General features: G+C 66.4%; 11 protein-coding genes and 5 pseudogenes. 5 read left to right on the top strand and 11 right to left on the bottom strand.

Annotated elements, in window-relative coordinates:
• Positions 1-13 precede the first annotated feature (13 nt).
• From D3105_RS00135 to D3105_RS35945, 3 genes are all read right to left on the bottom strand, one after another.
• Positions 14-193: an FxLD family lanthipeptide gene (locus tag D3105_RS00135; RefSeq protein ID WP_118898973.1), complete on the bottom strand. Its 180-nt coding sequence runs from the start codon at positions 191-193 to the stop codon at positions 14-16.
• A gap of 187 nt (positions 194-380) precedes the next feature.
• Positions 381-1,034, bottom strand: coding sequence for a hypothetical protein (locus D3105_RS00130; protein ID WP_118898972.1), 654 nt, complete (start codon positions 1,032-1,034; stop codon positions 381-383).
• On the bottom strand, positions 1,031-1,261 hold the full coding sequence (locus tag D3105_RS35945; RefSeq protein ID WP_425315717.1) for a DUF5999 family protein: 231 nt from the start codon (positions 1,259-1,261) through the stop codon (positions 1,031-1,033). Before D3105_RS35945 ends, D3105_RS00130 begins: the two co-directional genes overlap by 4 nt.
• Here D3105_RS35945 and D3105_RS00125 point away from each other — a divergent pair.
• Complete coding sequence (locus D3105_RS00125) at positions 1,256-1,981, top strand: nucleotidyltransferase domain-containing protein (RefSeq protein ID WP_118898971.1); 726 nt, start codon at positions 1,256-1,258, stop codon at positions 1,979-1,981. The two genes, D3105_RS35945 and D3105_RS00125, sit on opposite strands and share 6 nt — an antisense overlap.
• A gap of 47 nt (positions 1,982-2,028) precedes the next feature.
• Here D3105_RS00125 and D3105_RS00120 read toward each other — a convergent pair whose 3' ends face one another.
• The 5 genes and pseudogenes from D3105_RS00120 to D3105_RS00110 form a co-directional block, all read right to left on the bottom strand.
• Complete coding sequence (locus D3105_RS00120; RefSeq protein ID WP_118898970.1) at positions 2,029-4,488, bottom strand: tyrosine-type recombinase/integrase; 2,460 nt, start codon at positions 4,486-4,488, stop codon at positions 2,029-2,031.
• Positions 4,481-5,683, bottom strand: coding sequence for a tyrosine-type recombinase/integrase (locus D3105_RS00115; RefSeq protein WP_240646745.1), 1,203 nt, complete (start codon positions 5,681-5,683; stop codon positions 4,481-4,483). Before D3105_RS00115 ends, D3105_RS00120 begins: the two co-directional genes overlap by 8 nt.
• Before the next feature lie 53 nt (positions 5,684-5,736).
• Positions 5,737-5,838 (bottom strand): annotated as a pseudogene (locus tag D3105_RS35085) (DUF5999 family protein); the annotation flags it as partial.
• Between the two features lie 44 nt (positions 5,839-5,882).
• The gene (locus D3105_RS35940) at positions 5,883-6,080 is read right to left on the bottom strand and encodes a DUF6302 family protein (protein ID WP_425315716.1); all 198 of its coding nucleotides are present in this window, start codon (positions 6,078-6,080) and stop codon (positions 5,883-5,885) included.
• A 264-nt stretch (positions 6,081-6,344) separates the two neighbouring features.
• Positions 6,345-6,953 carry a hypothetical protein gene (locus tag D3105_RS00110; protein WP_123947550.1) on the bottom strand — a complete coding sequence of 203 codons (609 nt, stop codon included), beginning with the start codon at positions 6,951-6,953 and terminating at the stop codon, positions 6,345-6,347.
• A 290-nt stretch (positions 6,954-7,243) separates the two neighbouring features.
• Here D3105_RS00110 and D3105_RS35935 point away from each other — a divergent pair.
• From D3105_RS35935 to D3105_RS00095, 4 genes and pseudogenes are all read left to right on the top strand, one after another.
• Positions 7,244-7,462 (top strand): annotated as a pseudogene (locus D3105_RS35935) (helix-turn-helix domain-containing protein); the annotation flags it as partial.
• Positions 7,463-7,597: 135 nt separating this feature from the next.
• Positions 7,598-8,671: a DNA-binding protein gene (locus tag D3105_RS00105; protein WP_240646744.1), complete on the top strand. Its 1,074-nt coding sequence runs from the start codon at positions 7,598-7,600 to the stop codon at positions 8,669-8,671.
• 29 nt (positions 8,672-8,700) lie between these two features.
• Positions 8,701-9,890: pseudogene (locus D3105_RS00100) on the top strand (dihydrofolate reductase family protein).
• 112 nt (positions 9,891-10,002) lie between these two features.
• A pseudogene (locus D3105_RS00095) lies at positions 10,003-10,554 on the top strand (IS5 family transposase); the annotation flags it as partial.
• On the opposite strand, the pseudogene D3105_RS35080 reads toward D3105_RS00095, so the two are convergent.
• The 3 genes and pseudogenes from D3105_RS35080 to D3105_RS00070 form a co-directional block, all read right to left on the bottom strand.
• Positions 10,461-10,853 (bottom strand): annotated as a pseudogene (locus D3105_RS35080) (transposase); the annotation flags it as partial. The pseudogenes D3105_RS00095 and D3105_RS35080 overlap by 94 nt on opposite strands.
• A gap of 1,301 nt (positions 10,854-12,154) precedes the next feature.
• On the bottom strand, positions 12,155-12,865 hold the full coding sequence (locus D3105_RS00075) for a hypothetical protein (RefSeq protein WP_118898967.1): 711 nt from the start codon (positions 12,863-12,865) through the stop codon (positions 12,155-12,157).
• Positions 12,837-19,127, bottom strand: a complete 6,291-nt coding sequence (locus D3105_RS00070) for a hypothetical protein (protein ID WP_118898966.1) — start codon at positions 19,125-19,127, stop codon at positions 12,837-12,839. The genes D3105_RS00075 and D3105_RS00070 overlap by 29 nt, the downstream gene beginning before the upstream one ends.
• Between the last annotated feature and the right edge of the window lie 526 nt (positions 19,128-19,653).

Genomic DNA, 19,653 nt, shown 5'->3' with positions numbered 1-19,653 from the left:
CAGACGGTCAGGGTCAGTCGGTGAAGGTGACGCAGGCACCGCAGGAGCTGCCGCACCCGTCGTCGGTCAGGACGGTCAGCCCGGCCGCATCGGACACCTCCAGGAGGGAGACGTTCAGGTCGAACCCGTCCGACTGGCCGTCGGCCGTCGGCTCCTGGACCTGGGTGGTGCTCTTAGTGACGATTCGCGTCATAACAACTCCAGGTGATTCGTTGGTGTGTAGGACAGGTGGTGCTTGCCAGCGCCTGAGGACCGTGGCGTAGCGACGGGGCTGCGCCACGGGTTCAGGTTCTGGCCATCCCGGTCCGATGGTCGGGCCGGGAAGCTCTGGGGTGCTGCTCGACGGTCCGGTCCTTTGCCCAGGACCGTCGAGCAGCCGTCTATGCGGCGGGCACAAGATCGTCCAGGCTGACGACCTCGTAGTCCCGCAGTTCGCGAACGAGCTGAGAGGCGAGGAACCAGCCGATCTGGGGGTGGTTGTAGGGCAGGGGAGCGTCCGAGGCGGCGAGGGGCTGGATGCCGTCGGCGGTGTACTGGTACGGGGTGCCGATGACGCCGTAGAGCGGGAACCGCGTGGCCAGCAGGGCAACGTGTCCCTTGCTCCTGAGCCGGGGGCACCGCCGGGCCGCCATCCGGGCGTGCTCCAGACATACCGGCGGCTGCGCGGTCTTCACCGGCCCGGTGTAGTCGTCGCCGTCGTCGGCCGTCTCTACGAAGAGGATGCCGTCGCTACGCTTCAGCGGGACCGTGCACACCTGGCAGCGCAGGAGCGCCATCGTGATGCGCTGGCGGAGCGGGTGCACCAGCCGCCACCTCGGGTTCCCAGTGGGCTGTCCCGCGAAGCCGAGTGACATGGAGTACCGCGCCCACAGCACGCCGCGGAGATCTCGGTCGGGCCCTGCCTCGTCCGTGTACCCGAGCCGCGGGCGCCGGTCAGGACCGGTGCGTACGTTCAGGTTGAGGAGGGAGTCCGCCTCTTCGCCTTCGCGGGCGGTGATGTACGGAACGACCAGGTCGGCTGCGGTGATCGTCATGCCGCGCTTCCGAACGTGAGCGCGAGCGGCCGGTGGGGGGCGACGATACGGCCGTCGGGGAGGAGTTCTCCGGTGTCCTCGAAGACAAGCACTCCGTTGCACAGCAGGCTCCTTCTCTGCACTTCACTCGAGCGAGGTTCGTTGGGGATCTGGACTGTGAGAACAGATCGGCTGGTTCGCCTCCTGGCATGCGTTCCTTGTGGATGGCACGATGAGCGCCCATGCATGATCAAGAAGCCCTTGTTGCTCAGACTCTGCGTTTGGTTACGACCCGTTACCCGGACGCTCTGGGTGCCACGCTGGGAGGATCGGTTGCCCAGGGCCGCGCCACTGAGATCAGCGACTTGGACGTGGCGGTCCTTCTCCCGGACTCGGATATCAGCCGCCGTGAGGTAGTACGGCATGAGGGCCGCCTGGCTGAGCTGTTCCTGAACACCGTGGCGGACATACCGGAATTCTTCGAGTGGGACAGAGCGCGCCGCCGCGGCACGGTCCTGTTCATCTATGACCAGGGTTTGCCGTTGTTGGACCCACACGGCGACCTCTCCCGTGTGCGCGAACAGGCCCGAGAGGTCCTCGCGGCTGGTCCGCCGCCGCTCACGCCGGCGGAGTGGGAACAAGGCCGCTACGGCCTGACCAGCCTGCTGGACGACCTGCTCGACACTCCACCTGCCGAGCGATACGAGCAGCTCTCCCTCGCCGACTTCACCCTGCGAGAGGCGGCGCATCTGCTCATTGCCCACCACGGTGCCTGGACGGGCACCGGCAAGTGGTTGCCCCGCAGACTGCTGAGCGCAGATCCGGTGCGGGGGAAGGCACTGCTGGAAGGCCATCTGGCCTTGGCGGAACATGCCGATCCCGTTCCACTGGCGACTGCGGCTGTGGGGGTGCTCGAACTGCTCGGCGGACAGCTGAGAGAAGGGTATGCGCATCGCTGGCGCACCTGACCTGCTCTTTCCTTGTCTGCGCTCACTGGATCGAGGTTTGTCGTAGGTCACTGGATCTCCTCGGAGCGTGGGCGTGGGATGCCGAGGTCGGTGGAGGGTCTCTTGGTGAGGCGGGCGGCTTCGGCCTGTTTGGCGCGGAGGAAGGTCAGGGTCGAGTCGATGCCTTCGACCTCGCCGAGCCAGTGCTCCTCCTGGGCTCGCTTGCGGCGCAGGAGGAGGTCCTTCTCGATCTCCGCGAGGCGGGGCAGCATCTTGGGGTTGACCTGGAGCATCGGGCAGCGGATGCAGGCGTGTTCGTGGTTGCAGGGGGTGCCGTAGGGGCGGGCGCAGTTGCCGAGTTCGACCTTGCGTTTGTCGAAGTGCTCCTCGAAGTCGGCCCACTCCTCGGGTGTGACCTCGGGGTATTCGATCTCTGGTCGGAGCGAGCGGCGGTGGTTCAGGAACCGCTGGTAGTTGGTGACGATGTCCTCGGCGAAGACCGCGACGTAGCCTTGGAGGGTCTGGAGGTTGAGGTGGCCGAGCAGGGCGGCTCCGATGTGGATGGGCAGGCCGCCGTTGACGATCTCGGTGGCGAAGAGCCGTCGGAAGTCGTGCGGCGTGAAGGTCATGTCGGCGAAGGCTCGGTGGGTCTCGGCGAGTTCCTCGCAGCTGCGGGCGAACATGTGGAGGAACGTGGTCGGGGCGATCACTGATCGCTGTGTGCCGTTCTGTCGTTGCATGAGGAACGGCATGGGCTCTGACCAGGTCTTCTCGTGAGGGTCGTAGCGGTTGAGCAGGCGAACCGCCCGGCCGTCGGGGGTGAGGCGGCGGATGATCTGGGCGATGGCGTGGAACAGGTCCGCGGACATCGGGATGACACGCTCGCGCTCGCTCTTGGACGGGGCGATGACAAGCAGGGCGATGACTTCGTTGTTCGGGCGCCGATACTGGCGGATGCTCAGGTGGGTGAGCTCGCAGAGCTCTTCGACGCGGATGCCGCTGTGTCGAAGAATCTCCAGGCCGGCCCATTCCCAGAACGCGGTGTCCTCGGTGAGCGTGACGTTGAGGACCTGCCCGCCCTCGTCGGTGACACGGACCAGCGGTTCGTCCTGGCTTTTGGCCCAGGTGTGGTCTCGGTCGGTGTCCGTGCGCCGGTAGGAGTGCCCGTCGTGCTCGAAGGTTGCTCCGAGCTCGACCGCGCGGGCCTTCTTGAGCAGGCCCGTCAGGTGCTCGTAGCGGCCTTCGACGTGCGCGACCAGGGTGGGCAGCAGTGGCTGGCGGATCCGGATGCGGTCGGACATCCGCTGGTGGATCTCCCGCTTGCGCTTGGCGAACCCCTTGAGTTCCTTCGGCCGGATCGGGCAGGGCACGACCCACTGAGCCCACTGCTCGGGCTCGTCGATGGCCCAGCTGTGCAGGTCGAGATAGAGGGCGCGGACGGCCAGGAGGATGCCGGAGTCGTCCGCGCGGGTGCGGCGCTCGTCGCGGTCCCACTGTTTGATGGCCTCGCGCCACTGGTCGTAGACCTCGCGGCTCAGTGCCAGGTCCTGCTGTCCCGGATTGATCTTCTCGATCTTGGCCCAGAACGTCTTCGCGAGCTGGCGGGTCAGAGCGGTGATGGTGGTGTAGTCGGTTCCGGCCCGGCGCCGGGTCAGGTAGTCGATCAGCAACTGGCGGACGCCCTGGTGCTGGATGGGGTAGCGGTCGACGAGCTGGGTGACGGTGAGCTGGCCGCGATAGACGTAGGCCCGCAGGGTCGGCGGGGTGCCGGGCGGGAAGTGGCCCATCTGGTGCAGCACCTGCCAGGTGCCCAGACCCGCGAACCGGGTCGCCCCCGCCTTGCTGCCGTGGGTCACCCCGAGCCGCTTGGACTCCATGCCGAAGTGCAGCAGCGCAGAGGGCGTCAGGTCCTCCAGCGCGATGCCACCCGTGGTCAGTGCAGCGGTCAGGTCGAACTTCGCCCGGAGACGGTGCATGTGGTGGACGTCGAAGGCGTCGGCCGCGGCGAAGAACTTCTCCAGCAGCGGATCGGGCTGGAGTTCGCGGAATCTCTGCGGGTAGTCCCGGAACCGGTTCGCGCGGAAGCCGGAGATCGACGGCCGGACGACCCGCAGGCAGAACGCCAACTTGATCCCGGCGATCAGATCCGCACTGTCAACGCGGTCGCCCTCGCGCGCCAGGACACGTACCGACTCGGCGCCTTCGTCGTCGAAGCCACTGGCCTGCCACCTTTCCTGCCAGGTGTCGCCCGGCATCTCCTCCAGGACGGAGAAGACCCGCCGGACGGCTGTCCGCCGGCGTCCCGGGTTCGGCCAGCCCTTGGTGACCTGCTCGACGATGCGCAGGATCTCGGAGGCCGGGGCCCGCGACAGGTCCCCGAAGGGGCCCGGGGGTGTGCTGGGCAGCGGCGCCGGTGCTGCTTTGAGCTCCGCTCCGGCGAACCGCGTGACGGGAGCGGGGACGAACGGCTCGTCGCCGCTGTAGTCGGTGCGGCGGTTGCGGGTGGTGAAGGTCTGCAGGTCAGCCACCGAACACCGCCTTGAAGTCGTCCGGGTCGTAGCCGGGGGCGATGGCGGGCTGGGGGCGGGGGCGCTGGTAGTGAGCTTGGAGGGCGTCGAAGAGGTCCTCGACGCGGGCGTGCAGGTAGCGGCCGGTGGTGGCCAGGTCCGCATGCCGCAGGATGGCCCGGACCTCGACCAGGGTCAGGTTGGGGTCGTTGGCCATCCGCTCGGCCGCCGTGTGTCGCAGGTCGTGCAGGCTCCAGTTCGTGCCGAGCCGGTCGTTGGCCCGCTGGATGACGCGCCGCATCGCCCAGTAGGTGAGCGGCTTGTCCGGGCCGCGGCGGGTGCGGAAGACCGGCTCGTGCGGAGCGGGCATGCCCATCGCGTCGAGGTAGGCGGCCAGCACCACCAGGGCCTGCGGGCTCACCGGGATCGGCTCGCGCAGCTTCGTGCCCTTGGAGACGACGTAGACGATCTGGGCCGGCCAGTCGACGTCAGCCGGGGTGACTCCGAGCAGCTCGGAGGCGCGGGCCCCGCTGGAGACGTAGAGCAGCACCGCGGCGCGGTCCCGGTCGTGGTTCATGGCCGCGAAGAACTCGTCCCACATCGCGTCCGGGACGGCCCGGGGCTCGGTGGCCGGGACTCGCTGACGCAGACGGGAGCGGCGGAAGGCCGGCACGGCCTCCGCCGGACTGCGGTGTGCCAACGCCCGACGCCGTGCCTCCGACACCGGCACCGGATTCATCAACGGGCCGTTGCCCAAGTGACGGTGGAAGTCATAGAAGCTGGCCACCACGGTCAGGGCATGGTTGATCGTCGCCGGGGCGTAGCCGGCCTTGAGGTAGCGCTTGCCGGTGCGGGGGTTAACCGAGCCGGGCTGCGGCGCGTTAGGCCGGGTGCGGCGGCGCTGCGGATTCGGTGCCGTACGAAGCCAGCCAACCATCACTGCTACCTCTCCCTCCGTTGCTTTGTCCCAGGTCACGTTCAAGAGCCACAGGAATCGGAACCACCGCAGCAGGTCATTGGCGTAACTGCGGCTAGTTGCTGGGCTGTTGTCGTTCAGAGCGAGGTCCCGCAGGTAGGGCGTCACCGACTCGACCGAGCTTCCATCGGGGTCGAGCACGGCGTACGCCGGGTGCTGGGTCTCCAACTGAACGACTGAGCCGACGCGGGGCAGGGAAGCCCGCCCCTCCATCAGCTGATTGCGCACGTGCGAGGTCACACAGAACTCCTTGGGCAGTCCGACATCGCAGTGCCCAACGACTTCAAGAAGGTGCAGTTAACAGACCAGCCCTGCTCAGGGCGGTGCGCGACGGGTCGCGCGGCCTCCCTGTCGGGAGCCATGGCCGTGGGGCACGGCGGGTTGTGCGCACACATGGTGCTCGTCCTCTCGGGTGGGAAGTTGGGCCCTCTTCGGCCAGCTACGGTGCCGTGGGGGAACACGGTTCGGGCACGACCGAAGAGGGGGACTTGTGGCACCGCCCGATGAAGGCCGCTATGGCTGCTTCGCGGTAGCCGTAGAAGCGCCCCAGGGTGGTGGCAGTGCGGTCGCCCTCGAGCGTGAGTGGTCTCTCTCCCCCCTCTCGACAACGAAGCAGGGATCCGGGTGAGACGACCACTGCACGCGCAGGTCTCTTTGATCGCGGTCATGCCGCGCCCTGCGGGTCACCTGCAGGCACGATGCAAAGGTCGAGTCCCACCTCACGGAGCGGCAGGAAATGTGTTGCCTGGTCGGTGTATCCCTCGAACGTCAAAACGGCCCCCGATCAGGCAGTTTGGTAGATGGTGACGAGCACTGCGAACACGGTGACGACGAGGAGAACCTGAGCGCTGACCTGTCTCCAGCCCCAGCCCTTCGCATCCATCCACCGCAACGGTCGCCTTCAAGTCGGACCGGACAGTTCCTCGGGGATCACGAGGTGAATGAATGCCTGGTACCGCTCACCCAGCTCCTTGATCACAGCGCGATACTCGTCGTCATCGGAGCTGATGTTGTGCCGGTCGAGGACGATCACGCCGTCCGCGAAGCCGCCTCGGATCAGTCGCTCGACCTCCCCCCAGCCAGGGCGCTTCCAGGGCGGCGTGTAGACGCCACAGCCGGCCCCCGAGCCGGGGAGGCACCTCGTGGTCACGGGAACGGCTACGTCGTGAAACCTCGCTCCCATTGCGTAGCCACGCTGCTCAGCCTCGGTCTGGAGGGTGTTCCAATCCTCATCCGGCCTGGCACTCCTGCTAAGCACCAAGCTGTACGCCAGCACCCGGAGACGGCGATCACCGGAGCGGCGGTCGCACCTTTCGGCCGCCTCGCGACGGAACTGCTGACGGAGCCGGGCGAGCTCACCGCTGCGCGCCGGACGCTCCAGCGGGGCGGGTTTGCGGTGCCACTCCTGGGTTCGAGCAGTGTCGGTGTCCGTTCGGTCCCGGGATCCCATCAGGCTGATCCGTGGACTGGAGACGGCGATCATGTCGCCCAGGCTTCTACGTGTCTTCATGGTCGCCTTCCCCTAGATCGCGCTCAGCCCGCGCGGGGCTCATCCGACGGTTGCGCAATGCGTTCGGTCCGACCGACCACTACGTTCGCTACTGACGTGAATCAGGTCCCTGCCAGGCGCCGTTCGGATACCGTGTGATCAGCTCGTACCGACGATGAAAGCGGTACGGAACCCCGGTGGGCAGGCCCTAGATGGAGCCTCACACGCTGGCTCCGCAGGCCCCATGGAGAGCCGCCCCTGTCGCTGACATCGACCGCGGGTGAACGAAAGTCCACGGTGGAGGAGGAAGCGTGGGGCAGCAGCCGAACGAGCTGACTCCGGACGCCGGCCCATGGCACCGCTGGGGCTACGAGCTACGCCAATTCCGCGAGGCCCGTCAGCTGTCGCAGCAGGCTCTGGCTCGCAGGGCGTTGATCGACCGTTCACATCTCGGACGCTTCGAGCGCGCTGAACGTCCCGTCCCGAAGCATGCGGCCATCACTCTCGACGACATCCTCGATGCCGCCGGTGCATTGGTTCGTGGCTGGGACAGCGCGGAGCGCGAGGCCCCCCAGGATTGCTCAGTCCCGGTGTCCAGAGCCGGGACAGCGACTCATGGGGCCAGTACACGGGGTCATGGGGCCAGCGCCCCGGAGACCCTGGCCATGAACGCGGTCGTGCGGGCAGGCTCGCTTGGAGACGACACGGACACGGTCGTCGTCCCCGCCCGCATCCACGGAAGGATCCTCTTCGTGCCCGTGCCCCGCCGCGTTGTTCTCGCATCAGGGATCGCCGGCCTGGCTGCGACAGCCATGCCGGCCGCGACGCCGGCGACTGCCACCGAACTCGCCGACATGGGGTCTCCCTTAGAGCACTTCGCGCAACTCCGCCGGGTCATGATCCAGACCGACAACCTCATCGGCCCCCGACACGTGTTGCCCGCCCTGCAACAACACCTCGGCTCCCTTGCCACAAGACGTCGATCCGCTCGTGGCACCGACGCCATCGAGCTTCTCGCCTTGGAGACGCGATACGAAGAGCTGGCAGGCTGGTTCGCCCAGGACATCGGCGACGAGCGGACCGCCCACGGCCACACCGCGAAAGCACTGGACGCTTCCCACATCACCGGCGACACCGATCTCACCGCGTACATCCTCGGCCGTAAGGCACAGCTGGCTGTCGACACCGGTCATCCTGCCGACGCTCTCGGCCTCGCCGCAGCCGCCCGACGCACCGCCCGGCCCGGGAGCCGCCTCGAAGTCATCGCCGTTCTGCACGAGGCCCACGCGCGTGCCGTACTCGGTGAAGGCAGCGAAGCCCACAGGGCTTACGACACCGCGCTTGCTCTTCTCGGGCGCGCGGGCTCCGACGGTGTCTGGGGTTCCTGGCTCGATGCGGCGTACATCAGCACCGCCCGAGCACGCTCCCTCGCCGCACTCGGCGAGTATGAGCAGGCCGCGGCAGGCTTCGACAGCGCCCTCGCAGTGCTTCCGTCCGCATATCGCCGGGACCGCGGTGTCTACCTAGCTCGCGCTGCACGTGCCCATGCGGGCACAGGCAACGTGACCCTCGCTGCCCGAATCGGTGGGCAGGCCGTCGGAATCGCCGCCGAGACCGGATCTGCCCGCATCTTCGGACAGCTCGACCGGCTCGACCAGGCACTGGCCCCCGCAACCGGCGAGGACGGCGTCGCCGAGTTCCGCGCCTCACTCGACCGCATCGTTCTGCATCCCGCCTGACTCACCCGCGTACACCGCCTGGAGATACCGTGCCCCGCCCGTACGTCCTGCTGTCCGCAGCTGTATCGATCGACGGCCACCTCGACACCCGCCCGGGCGAGGACCGGCTCCTGCTCTCCAACAAGCAGGACTTCGAGCGCGTCGACTCCGTACGAGCCAGTGTCGACGCGATCCTTGTCGGCGCCGGCACACTCCGCGCCGACAACCCCCGCCTCCTCGTCAACTCGGCGGAACGCAGGGCGTCCCGGGCCGCCGCCGGTGAGCCGGAGTACCCGCTGAAGGTCACCATCACAGGAACGGGCGACCTCGATCCCGGTTGGAAGTTCTGGCACCACGGCGGAGACAAGCTCGTCCTGGCCGTGGGCCACGAGGCCACCGCGAAAGCTCGCGCCAACCTCGGTGACCTGGCTACCGTTCAGAGCGTTCCCGAGGAGGCCGTATGGCCGACCGCGCTCGACATCCTCGGTGACGAGTACGCCGTCAAGCGGCTCATGGTCGAAGGTGGTGGCACCGTTCACACACAGCTCCTCGAAGCCGCTCTTGCCGACGAACTCCAGCTCGTCATCGCCCCGCTCCTGGTCGGCCAGTTCGATGCGGTAAGGATGCTCGGCCCCGCGAGCTACCCCGGCGGCCCGGCCGCCCGCCTCCGGCTCCTGGAGACCCGCCAGATCGGTGACGTGGTACTCCTGAGGTACGCCCCCAAGGACACTTCGACGGAGCCCCGATGAGCACCACCCCTTCAGCCGGCGCCCCCGGCACCGGCCGCGAGCCCAACAGCGCAGACCGGAACTGGCTCGCCCTCGCCTGTGAGCTGGCTGCCCTCTGCCCGCCTTCAGAGACCGCCTTCAGCGTGGGGGCGGTCATCGTCGCGGCCGACGGGACCGAACTCGCCCGCGGCTACTCCCGTGAGAACGGCCCCCACGACCACGCCGAGGAAGGCGCCCTCGCCAAGCTCCCCGCCGAGGACGCCCGGCTCGCCACCGCCACGATCTACAGCTCCCTGGAGCCCTGCGCCAGGCGCGCGTCCCGACCTCGTCCCTGCGCCCAGCTCATCCGCGACGCGGGCCTCCGCCGCGTCGTCACCGCTTGGAACGAGCCCGACACCTTCGTCGCCGGCGCCGATGGCGTCGAGACCCTTGAAGACGCTGGCGTCATAGTTCTTGCACTGCCTGAGTACGCAAACGCTGCCCAGGCGCCGAACCGACACCTCCCCTTCTGATCCTCGGATTCAGGGAACTTCCAGGGGCTAACGAGGGTACGCGCTCGGCACCGGCCATCTCCTCTAGGCCGTGTATCGAAAGTGGATCTTGAGCCGTGAATGATCACGGTTCATGGGACGGGGAGATCTCACGGACGAGCAGTGGGCGGTGCTGGAGCCGCTGTTGCCGAAGGGTGTCAAGGCGGGGCGGCCGCTGGTCTGGTCTCGGCGCCAACTGATCGACGGCATACGGTTCCGGGTCCGGACCGGGGTTCCGTGGCGGGATATCCCCGTCGAATACGGACCATGGAACCGGATCTACGACCTGTTTCGCCGATGGCAGCGGAACGGCGCCTGGCACCGGATCCTCACCCGGCTCCAGTCCCTTGCCGACGCGAGAGGCGCGATCGTCTGGGACTTGAGCGTCGACTCCACGGTCTGCCGCGCCCATCAGCACGCGGCCGGGGCCCGCAAGCAGGGCGACCAGCAGAAAGAACCACCGGGCGACATCTTCACCGAGCCTCATGATCATGGACTGGGACGGTCGCGCGGCGGGTTCACCACCAAACTGCACCTGGCCGTCGAGCAAGGTCAGAAACCCATGGCGATCGTGATCACGGCTGGGCAGCGCGGGGACTCACCGCAGTTCGAACCCGTGCTGGAGAAGATCCGCGTGCCTCGGATGGTTGCGATGAGGACGGTTGCTTCGTAGCGGACTGCGAGCTTGTCGTATCGCGTGGCGACCGCCCGGTGCCTCTTGAGGCGGTTGATCCCGCACTCGACCGCGTGGCGCTCGCGGTAGTCGGCCGGGTCGAAGTACGGAGGCCGGCCGCCGCGGGAGCCGAGCTTCTGGCGGTTGCGCGCCTGGTCGATCTTCTCCGGGATGGTGCATCGGATCCCGCGTCGGCGCAGGTAGGCGCGGTTTCTGCGGGAGGCGTACGCCTTGTCGGCGCGGACTCGATTTGGTCGGACGCGGGGCCTGCCTGGTCCGAACGAGTGACTGTGACCAGTTTTTCAAGACTCGTACGGGCCGCCCCGGAAGTACATACTCCTGCGCGCTCGGGGACTGTCACCGCGCCCGTGCGCCGCATCGGAGCGGTCGGCAGGTGCCATCCGCTCGGCCAGCGCCCGCAGCGTCTCCAGGCCGGCCAGTACCTCCGCGCGATTGTCCGACACCTTCATCCACGCCGGCAGCCGAGCGAACATTGACATTGTCGGCCGCGCTCCGCCACGCTCCCGCAATCGCGCCCCGACATAAGCGGACAGCTCGTCGACATGCTCCTGGTTGTAGGCCCACAAGATGTGACCGGCGCAACTGGTCTGCAGCCACAGAGGCCGCTGGAAGAACGGATCCTCACTGCCACCCAGCACCGCGCCGACCAGCCCAGCCCCCTGCACCTCAGGATTCCAGTCGGCGACGGCACCGCATCCTCCACAAGCCAGACGACGCGGCTGGAACAGAAGCTCGCTGAAGTATCTGGGATCAGGAAGGCCAGGGCGGGGGATCACGAGAGCACGGCCCCCGCATCGCGGACAGACCACAAGCATCCGGCCCGCGAACCGAGCCAACCAGCCCCCTGAGTCATAGTGACGAGCGAGATCAGTGCGCGGCGCGGAATCCATGACGGACACCATCGCAGGTCCGCGATGCGAGCAGCTACAGGATTCTCGAACATGCCCCACAGGTCGCTGCCAGCCACTTTCGATACACGGCTAGTACAACCAGGGCACGGGACATGGTTGACAGGGCTTGGCAGAGCTCGTACGAGACGCCCTCCCGATGGAATCCGTGATCTCGCTGCGAGGTGAACAGCGACGCGGTCGACGCGCTGGCCGTCACCTTCAACTGGTCCCGTGTGGCCTCAGCTTCACCCGGCACACCACGGGAGGTCGAGTTCAACCACGACGCCATCGCGATCGTGAAGCGGGTGTCCGAACAGCTCAAGACGAGCGTCTACAGCCGCGAGATCGTGATCTTCGGTCTGGTCACCCATCTGAACCGGCGTCCGGACGACGAGACGGGCAGGGTGGGCGTCCAAGCGCTCATCCAGCGACGCAGTCGCATAGTCTGGATGGACCTCCCCGACGCCGGCTACCACGAAGCAGTCCGCTGCCACGACTCCCGTATCCCGTGCGCGTCCGCGGGGTGCTCAACAGCCCGCCCGGTGGATCCGCCACCATGCAGGTCGCCGGCTTCGGACCGGATCCGTCTTTGGGGCAGTAGCGGCTTTCACGCCCTCGCGGCGCCTCTTTGGATACTTGGCGCGTCAAAAGGGCCCCTACCCTCACACCGACCCGTCGGGTTCACGCTCCGACGGCGTCGCGGGCAGAGCGTCTTCGAGGACCCGCCGAGATTCTGCGAGCTGTGACTCGGCACGTTGCAGAGCAGCGATCAGCTTCGGCAGCCCTGTGCGTGCGGCGGGATCGCCATCTTCACCATCGGTGTACGCCTTGAGGGTGTGCGCCAGCCGAAGGAAGGCGTCCCGCGCCGCTCGTTGTTCGTCCGGTTCGAGATGCTCCGAGAGCTTCAACCACTTGGCCTCCTTGTCGTCGGCCTCTTGGGCAGCAAGCGCGACAATCTCACCTACCACCACACGGACGGTCTCCTCAAGGTTCAGCGCCACCCGAAGCAGTGGTGCTCCGGCCATGTCGTCCTCACTGGGGCCACTCCCAGACGGGAACATTCGGTAAAAGCTCCAGCGGCCTTGGGGCTCGCTCAGTCGTTCCAATGCCCTGAACACTGGCTCGAACGCGCGCAGCGGTGGAGTCGGGGATGGGAATGCCGTCCGGTGGTCCCAGAGCGCGAGGATGACGGTCGTCGCTTCGCGGCGTACGCCGTCCGCCTCTACTCCCGTGGCGTTCTCCGCCTGCACGATCAAGTCACCGATGCGGTGGGCCATCCAGCGGCCCAGGACATCACTCTCAGAGAGACTGTCGGCGATCTCCTTGCCAAGTTCGAGGGTCCGCTCAAAGCTCGCCGCATCTTCCGGAGTCATCGAAGAGGTAAATCTTGTAGGACCGTTCGCGTGGGGGGAGGGATTCGTCATCGTTTTGGTGGGACCTCGTCGTGTAGCTCTGCTTGTGGTCTTTGTGTGTGCGGTCGATCATCACTTCGACGATCATGCTGTTTCCGGCCAGAGCTAGCAGTTCCCGAAGGGCGTCCCGCTGAATTTCCAGCCGCTGTCCCTGAGTACCCGTCACGCGGTCCGAACCGGTCGTAGAAGTATCGTCCCAGCAGGTGCTACGAAGAGCGATATCATCAGCCCGAGTCCATTCGCGCATATCTGCGTCCGCTTCCAGCCCTAGCAGATCGATGACTTCATCAGAAGGCATATAGGGCGGGTACTTGATCCCTGCGGCCAGCGGATCCTTGCTGTCCATCCCCTCACGCCCGTCAGGATCGACGATCCAACCGGTGAGCCGGAAACCTTGGACGTCGAACTGGTAGTCGCTGTCATTGGCATCGGGAATGCGGTAGCCCATGTACGAAGGGGCTGTCTGCAGGGCAAGTACCAGTGCCCTGGCCCTCTCGGGAGTGACGAGGGCACTACGGATCAGGACGCTCTGCTCAGCTTCATATCCCGCGTCATCGGAGCTTTCCCAGACTGTGACCCATCCGTCACCCGCCACGAGACGCTCACTGAAGTGCCTGCTGTTCAGCCGCCAGACCCAGTCGGCGTCCGGGGATTCGTTCTTTCCTCTCAAAATGCTCTGCGGTGAGGGGTCCCGTCGGTCGGCAAGCCACCTGCCGTCGTCTCGAGTGACGCGGAAATCACGAAGCCAGTAGGTGAACAGGTCCATGTCCGCCTCGCTCTCCCGGTACACGGGATGCACCTTGAGCAACTCCCCGGCCACGGTCCACAGGGCGTGAGTCGTGAGGTAGAAGTCCAGGTCGTCGGCGTCCGGCCGGGTCCTACGGTAGGCGAAGGTGCTCCCGTCCTTGTACAGCCTGAGGGTGTGGCGCGGGTCATCCTCGTGGGTGCCGCGGTAGGGGAGCCGCCAGGTGTCCGTGATCGTGCGCCCAGCGAGACCTATGACGGTCTCCTCGGAGACCCCAAAGGCTTCGCCGAGGGGCTTGCACCAGTCATCCTTGAAATCCCAGAAGAAGCGAAAGTCGCTCGGTTCGGATCCGTGGGCTTCGTCCTCCATACGGCTTCGATTTCTTGCCTGCCGTTCCTCCCACGACTCAGTGAGAATTTCCGTCGGGATGTTGATCTCGCGTACGGTGGCGAACTCCTCTGCGCTCAGGATCTCAGGGCGGGACGAGGCGAGGGCCAGACAGATCCTTTTCGCGCTCTCCTGCATCACAACGTGCGGTCCGTCGTCGAAGAGCACTCTCCGCAGCAAGGGCTCGAACTCTGCAAGTGTCCGATGCGTCGCGGGGTTCTGAGCGGCCCGCGCGAGGGCGAAGAGCAGCCATTGACGGGCGTGCCGATCGTAGAAAGGCAGACGGGCATCATGGAACGGAGTCACATCGATCGTGCCGAGCGCGAATCGTAGGAGGGCGTCAAGTTCTTCTTGGCAGTTGAGTTCGGCGAGGAGCCTGACACAGTGTGCGGCCCGCCACCTGACGTCCTGCTCGGGGGCACCCAGGACTGCCCACAGATAGCCTGCGAAGCACTCCACAACTCCGGTCGGCCCAGTGGGAAGGTCGGCGAACCCACCGTCGCCCGAATCCTCGGGGCAGAGGTCAGCCAGCATGGTGCCGAAGTCGTCGAGGACAACCTGCGCCTGATGACCGGTAAGGCGTGGGGCAAGTCGGGCTGCCAGGTGATAGCACTCCTCGGGGGGAAGCACGGCCGACTGCGAACCGAGTTCTCGAAAAGCCGTCGAGAGCAGATCCGCATCGCGCTCGTCGGCCAGACGAGCGAGTTCGGACAGGCCGATGGGGTCGTAGACCTTGGTGGTCAGCTCCCGACTGAACCGGGTCGCGGCCGTGTTCGCGAAATGCCTCAATTGCTGGCGCGCCGCTCGTGGCAGCAGCGGCAGAGCAGCCAGCTTCTTGACCATCTGCGCGTAGTCGAAAGCGTCGAGGTTGGGATGGGACTGGAACGCGGCCAGCATGTCGTCGAGTTCACGCAGGGGCACCCTTACTGCGTGGGCTATGACCTGCTCCATATACAGCAGGTGGTCGGACGTGCGAACGAGGTGGCGGGCCTGCTCCCAGCCTTCGGCGGTGGAGAAGTCGCACTCTGCCAGGGCGTCCTCGGCCTGCCGTGCACGAGCCGCTCGCGCTGCGTCCTGCTCATTGTCCGGGGTCCATCGGCCCGAGCTGTAACCGCCCGATGCGGAGAAGGCGATGTGGCGTGTGCCAGGGGCGAGCAGTGTTCCGGAGATGTCGACGTCCAGTTCGGCGGCGGTCCGGTCGAGGCGTTCGAAGGATGCGCTGCTGAAGCGTCGTGGCCGTAGGAATTGTCCCAACGTTCCAGCGATACGCTCACCGTCTCGCGGAGTCTCGCGCAGTGCTCGTTCGACGAGTTGGAGTTCATCGACGCGGTGCTCGTCGAACGGCACCAGCGCTGCGGCGGTGACGGCCGACGGAGCGAGCGGGCCGGCCTCTGCGTCGAGCAGTGCCTGGATGAATGAGCCCACGGAGCAGAAGCGGCGGTCGCGCCAGCGGGAGGCGACGGTCGTCGCGGTCGCGGCGCTCAAGCGGCCCATGGCGGCCAGTACCTCGGAGTGATTCGTTGCGTCCCCAAGGTAGGGTTCCAGGCTTTCGGTGAGTTGGGCGACGCGATAGGCACGACGGTCGTCGTCGTGATTGCCGTCGGATGCTCGGCGGGCGACGGAGAGGAAGGCCCGCCACAACGCGTGTACGTCGTCGCCCACGCGGTCGGTCAGATCGATCGCCTGGGTGAAGTAAGCGTGAGCTTCGCTTCTGTCGAATCGCTGGACGGCGCGAGTTAGTTTCACCATCTGCTCCGCCTTGCACTCGGCACTCTCCTTAGCCGCGTCGAGCGAAGCGGCCACGGATTCAGCGAGCTCGACGGCGATGTGCTGCAACTCATCCACAGGAGCCGCTGCTTGGACAGCGTCGATGAGGACCCCATCAGGAAGGTGCCGCTGCGCGCTTCGGTACCAGTCGAGCATTTGCTGGCGCGTTCCCTCGGACGAGCCGAAGGCTAGGATCCGGACGCCGAGCCCGGCAATGCCTCTGTGCAGGAAGTGGGGCACCTCCTCAAGGGGCCGCTGGGACGGGGTAGGGGGTACGAGTTCCGGGAAGAGACTATCCGTGTCGCTGACGGTTCCGACGAGGCAGTCGATCCACAGGCTCGCCCAGGCGCCGAGGGGCACTACATTCTGCTTGTGGTCGTTTGCGGTACTTGAGTACGTGTGCGGCTTCTTTCGCGCTTCCCGGACGTCTTCGCCGGCGAACTCATCCGCGTCGAAGGGCTGTCTCCGGATCTTCGACAGCAACGCGAAGCCGCACAGCAGCGTGATCGTGTCGGTGCCGCGCCCCCAGCGGCTTCCGGCTCCCCTACCTAGGTCGCCGGGGAGATTCAGCCGCAGGATCCGCTCGGCTTCCCCGTCCGAGAGAAGTCCGTGGCGCAGGCCCATCGCGACGATCCAACCGACCGCTGGAAGCTCCTTGTTCTCTGCGGTGTATCCCGGGTGCCGACAAGCGGAGACGGATCGGCGCTGGCGCTTCAGCATTCTCACCAAGCGCCGCGCAAGGGGCGCCTGGCAGACGAAGTTGGCCTGCCAGGCGGCAGAAGCGACCGCGAGCTGAAGGTGTTTCAAGGACACGGCCGCAAGGCCGAGAGCCTCCAGATCCTCGGTGCGGCCCGAGTCGGCAAGCCGGGTGGCGATGATCAGTCCGGCGTCGAAGGCCACCCAGTTGGGGCTCCACCGAGCAAGATGGCTGACACATGCTTCTACACCGTCGGTGTTGAGAAGCCCGAAGGCGACCTCGGCAATATCCGTCGCGGTGACTCTGTGCCGGTTCGCATTGTCGTCGTCCGACTGTTGCACCCATGCCCTGAGCCATTCCGAGGCGCTGCGCAGCCGACTGCGGGCGAAGTCGGTCTGGCCGGCGGCGAACGAGAGAAGGGCGCCCTCGCAGTGAAGATTGGAGCCGGGCCAGTCGCCAACGAGGCTGCGGTTCGCGACGATGTCCTCGATCGTGACGGCATCCAGGAACTGCCCCGCCAGATCGGTGTTGGACCGCAGCAGTTGAAGGCGGCGGGAGTGGCCGGCGGCCAGGCTGCCGGCCTTGACGGCCAGCCGGGTTGCCTCCCACTCCTTTCCCACGCGCAGTGTGGCTTTGAGCGCGAACTGGGCCCGTTGCTGGGCGATCTCCCGTTGTTCCAGGTCATCGCCCTCGGGTAGGGCGCCGTCGGTCATCGCGAGTTCGACGAGGGTGTCGACCTGGCCGGCCTCCCAGAGCAGTTGGGGCAAACTGGCAGCCACGTACGGTTCGTTGGCGGCGAGCGGGGTCAGTCGGTCGATGAAATCGATCAGGGAGCTGCCGGTGGGACGGTACTTCGTCCGGAACCAGGTCTCGGTCGGCTCGTCACGGAACTGCAGCGTGTCACCGTCGACGAGGAGCGGGCGTCCGAGATCGGCCGCGAAGCTGTGCACGAGGGCGGCCGGTACTCCGCACAGCTCGGTCAGAACCTTGACGGGCAACCTCGGCCGGAGCGCAGCCAGGGCCTCGCACAGACGGTCGATCTCCGCGCTCAGGTGGTGAGCGTCTTTGCATCGGTCCACCATGTCCTGGAGGAGTTCGTCGAAGAGGGAGCCGTCGGGGTGCTGCCTCGCCTCCCCAAGAGAGACCAGACAGGACTCGATGTCCGAGGCCATACCCAGAACGAGGGCCTGGATCCGAGGGTTGCCGCCGGTACGCCGATGGAACTCGGCCGCCTGTGCCTCAGAGACCGGCCCGAACACCGACTCAAGATGCTGCTTGGACTCGGCCACGCCGAAGCCCTCGAGCTCGATTCTGTGTACGTTGGGCGGCGGTTTCAACAGATCGATGCGTTCGCTGCGGCACAACATCACGAGCCGCACGTTGTCCGGCAGTGTCTCGCGCAGCACGTCCGTGACGAAGGTCCGCTCCCCACCGTCGTTCGCGATGAGCGCCGCGTTGTCAGCCGCGTCCACGACAAGAACCAGGAGCGCCCCGGGAGCGGAGGCCGTGACAGCCTCCGCAGCGCCCCGGACCCTGGCCATGAACGCCCTCGCGTAGTCGGCCGGCTGAGCCGTGCCGACCGGGATCAACGGATCGCAAAGGGCATGCGCAGCAAGCTCGTTCGCCAACTGCACTAACCCTTGGCGATGTTGATGGCGCGGTGAACTGGAACGCCGGTACCCACCGTTCCCGAAGCAGTCGTAGACGAGTGTGACCGAGCCGGAAGGCAGATTCGGTTCGATCTGTGTCGTGAGCACCGACTTGCCCACGCCACCGGCCGCGTGAACGACGACGGGCCGCCCGATGAGTCCGACGATGTCGTCGACGATCGCGCGAGTCTGGTCCGTCACGATGACATGCCCGGGTTGGTCGATGAGCTTGGGCGCGGGCAGCACATGCTCAGGTGGAACTCCGAGAGCGGCAAGTACCGTGGAGCGTTCAACGACGTGGTTCGCCTCGAGCGAGGTCGCGCGTCTGGTGATCATCTCCTTCAGCAGCAGGGGCTGCACATCCGGCGCACCGGGAAGAAGACCGGTCAAGTCCAGCCGGAACAGCCCTTCGAGCCGCAGAAGGCCCGGGGCCGTGGCATCCACCTCCACGCGACTGAAGAACGCGGCTTCACCGGCTACATCTTCGGAGAAGTCCGCGTACTGCCTGAGGTACTTGACTTCGTGCGCATACTTACCGGGCTCTCCACCGGCTGCCAGGACCTCGATCGCTCGAAGCACGGACTCGCGGACCGGTCGGTTGGAAAGGAACTCGAAGGTCACCTTCTCTTCGAGCCCCGGAGACTCCTGACGAATCTGCCTGAACTTCTCCGCGAACCCCTTGACCGTCTTCGAGAGACCCGACACAGTCCACTCCTCCGTGGCCTGTACGGTCGAGTGCTTCAGCTGCCGGTACACCACACGGTTGGCCTCGTGAAGCCCGGTCGCACCGTAGTACTCGGCGATGTCGACTACGTCCTCGCCAGCTTCGCCCTGGGTATCGTCGGGCGACACACCCTCGACAGCGATCGCGGTCAGATCGGCGTCGGGAAGCAGTAGTTTCAGCGCCTGGCGAGCCGCCCAGTGGTAATGGAACTGATCACCGTCCCGGCTGGCACGCAGAAGATCGGTGTCAGGCATACCCGCTCCCGACAGTCTTCACAGCGATGGAAGGGGGCAAGGGACTCCTCACATCACAGCAGACTAAGACGGTGTAAGCGCACATACATTACCCACCCCTCTCGGACTCGGGCAACGCATCCACTGGCGCACCCTGCCTTCGGCTCCGGCGGGCGGAATAAGCAAGGGCCAGATACCCCGACCCCCGACCCCGTCCTCCAGACCGTGCTGATCACCCTCAGCACGGACGATGCCGGCAGACGACGAACCTTTAGACAGGCTCCTGCCCTGCCTACGGCAGCCACCCAGCGTGCACACGGCCGCGCCCGAGTTGGACTGGCTCCCCCCTCGCCTGTGGCCGCAGCTCGGGTCATCTCTGGGGAGAATTTGGGGAGCACGAGCAGCTCTGGGGAGAGCGTGGGGAGAATCGACTACCCAAGCGGGTACGAGCCTGAAAGAACGCCAAAGAAGGATCAACGCAGGCCAGGTACCTGATCGCTCACATTCCTGCAGGTCAGGGCCACCTGGATGATGACTTTAAGAAGAT

The organism is Streptomyces globisporus (assembly GCF_003501885.1).
Taxonomy (GTDB): Bacteria; Actinomycetota; Actinomycetes; order Streptomycetales; family Streptomycetaceae; genus Streptomyces; species Streptomyces globisporus_D.
Note: the sequence above shows the minus strand (reverse complement) of the source record. Positions and strands in the feature narration are given on the sequence as shown.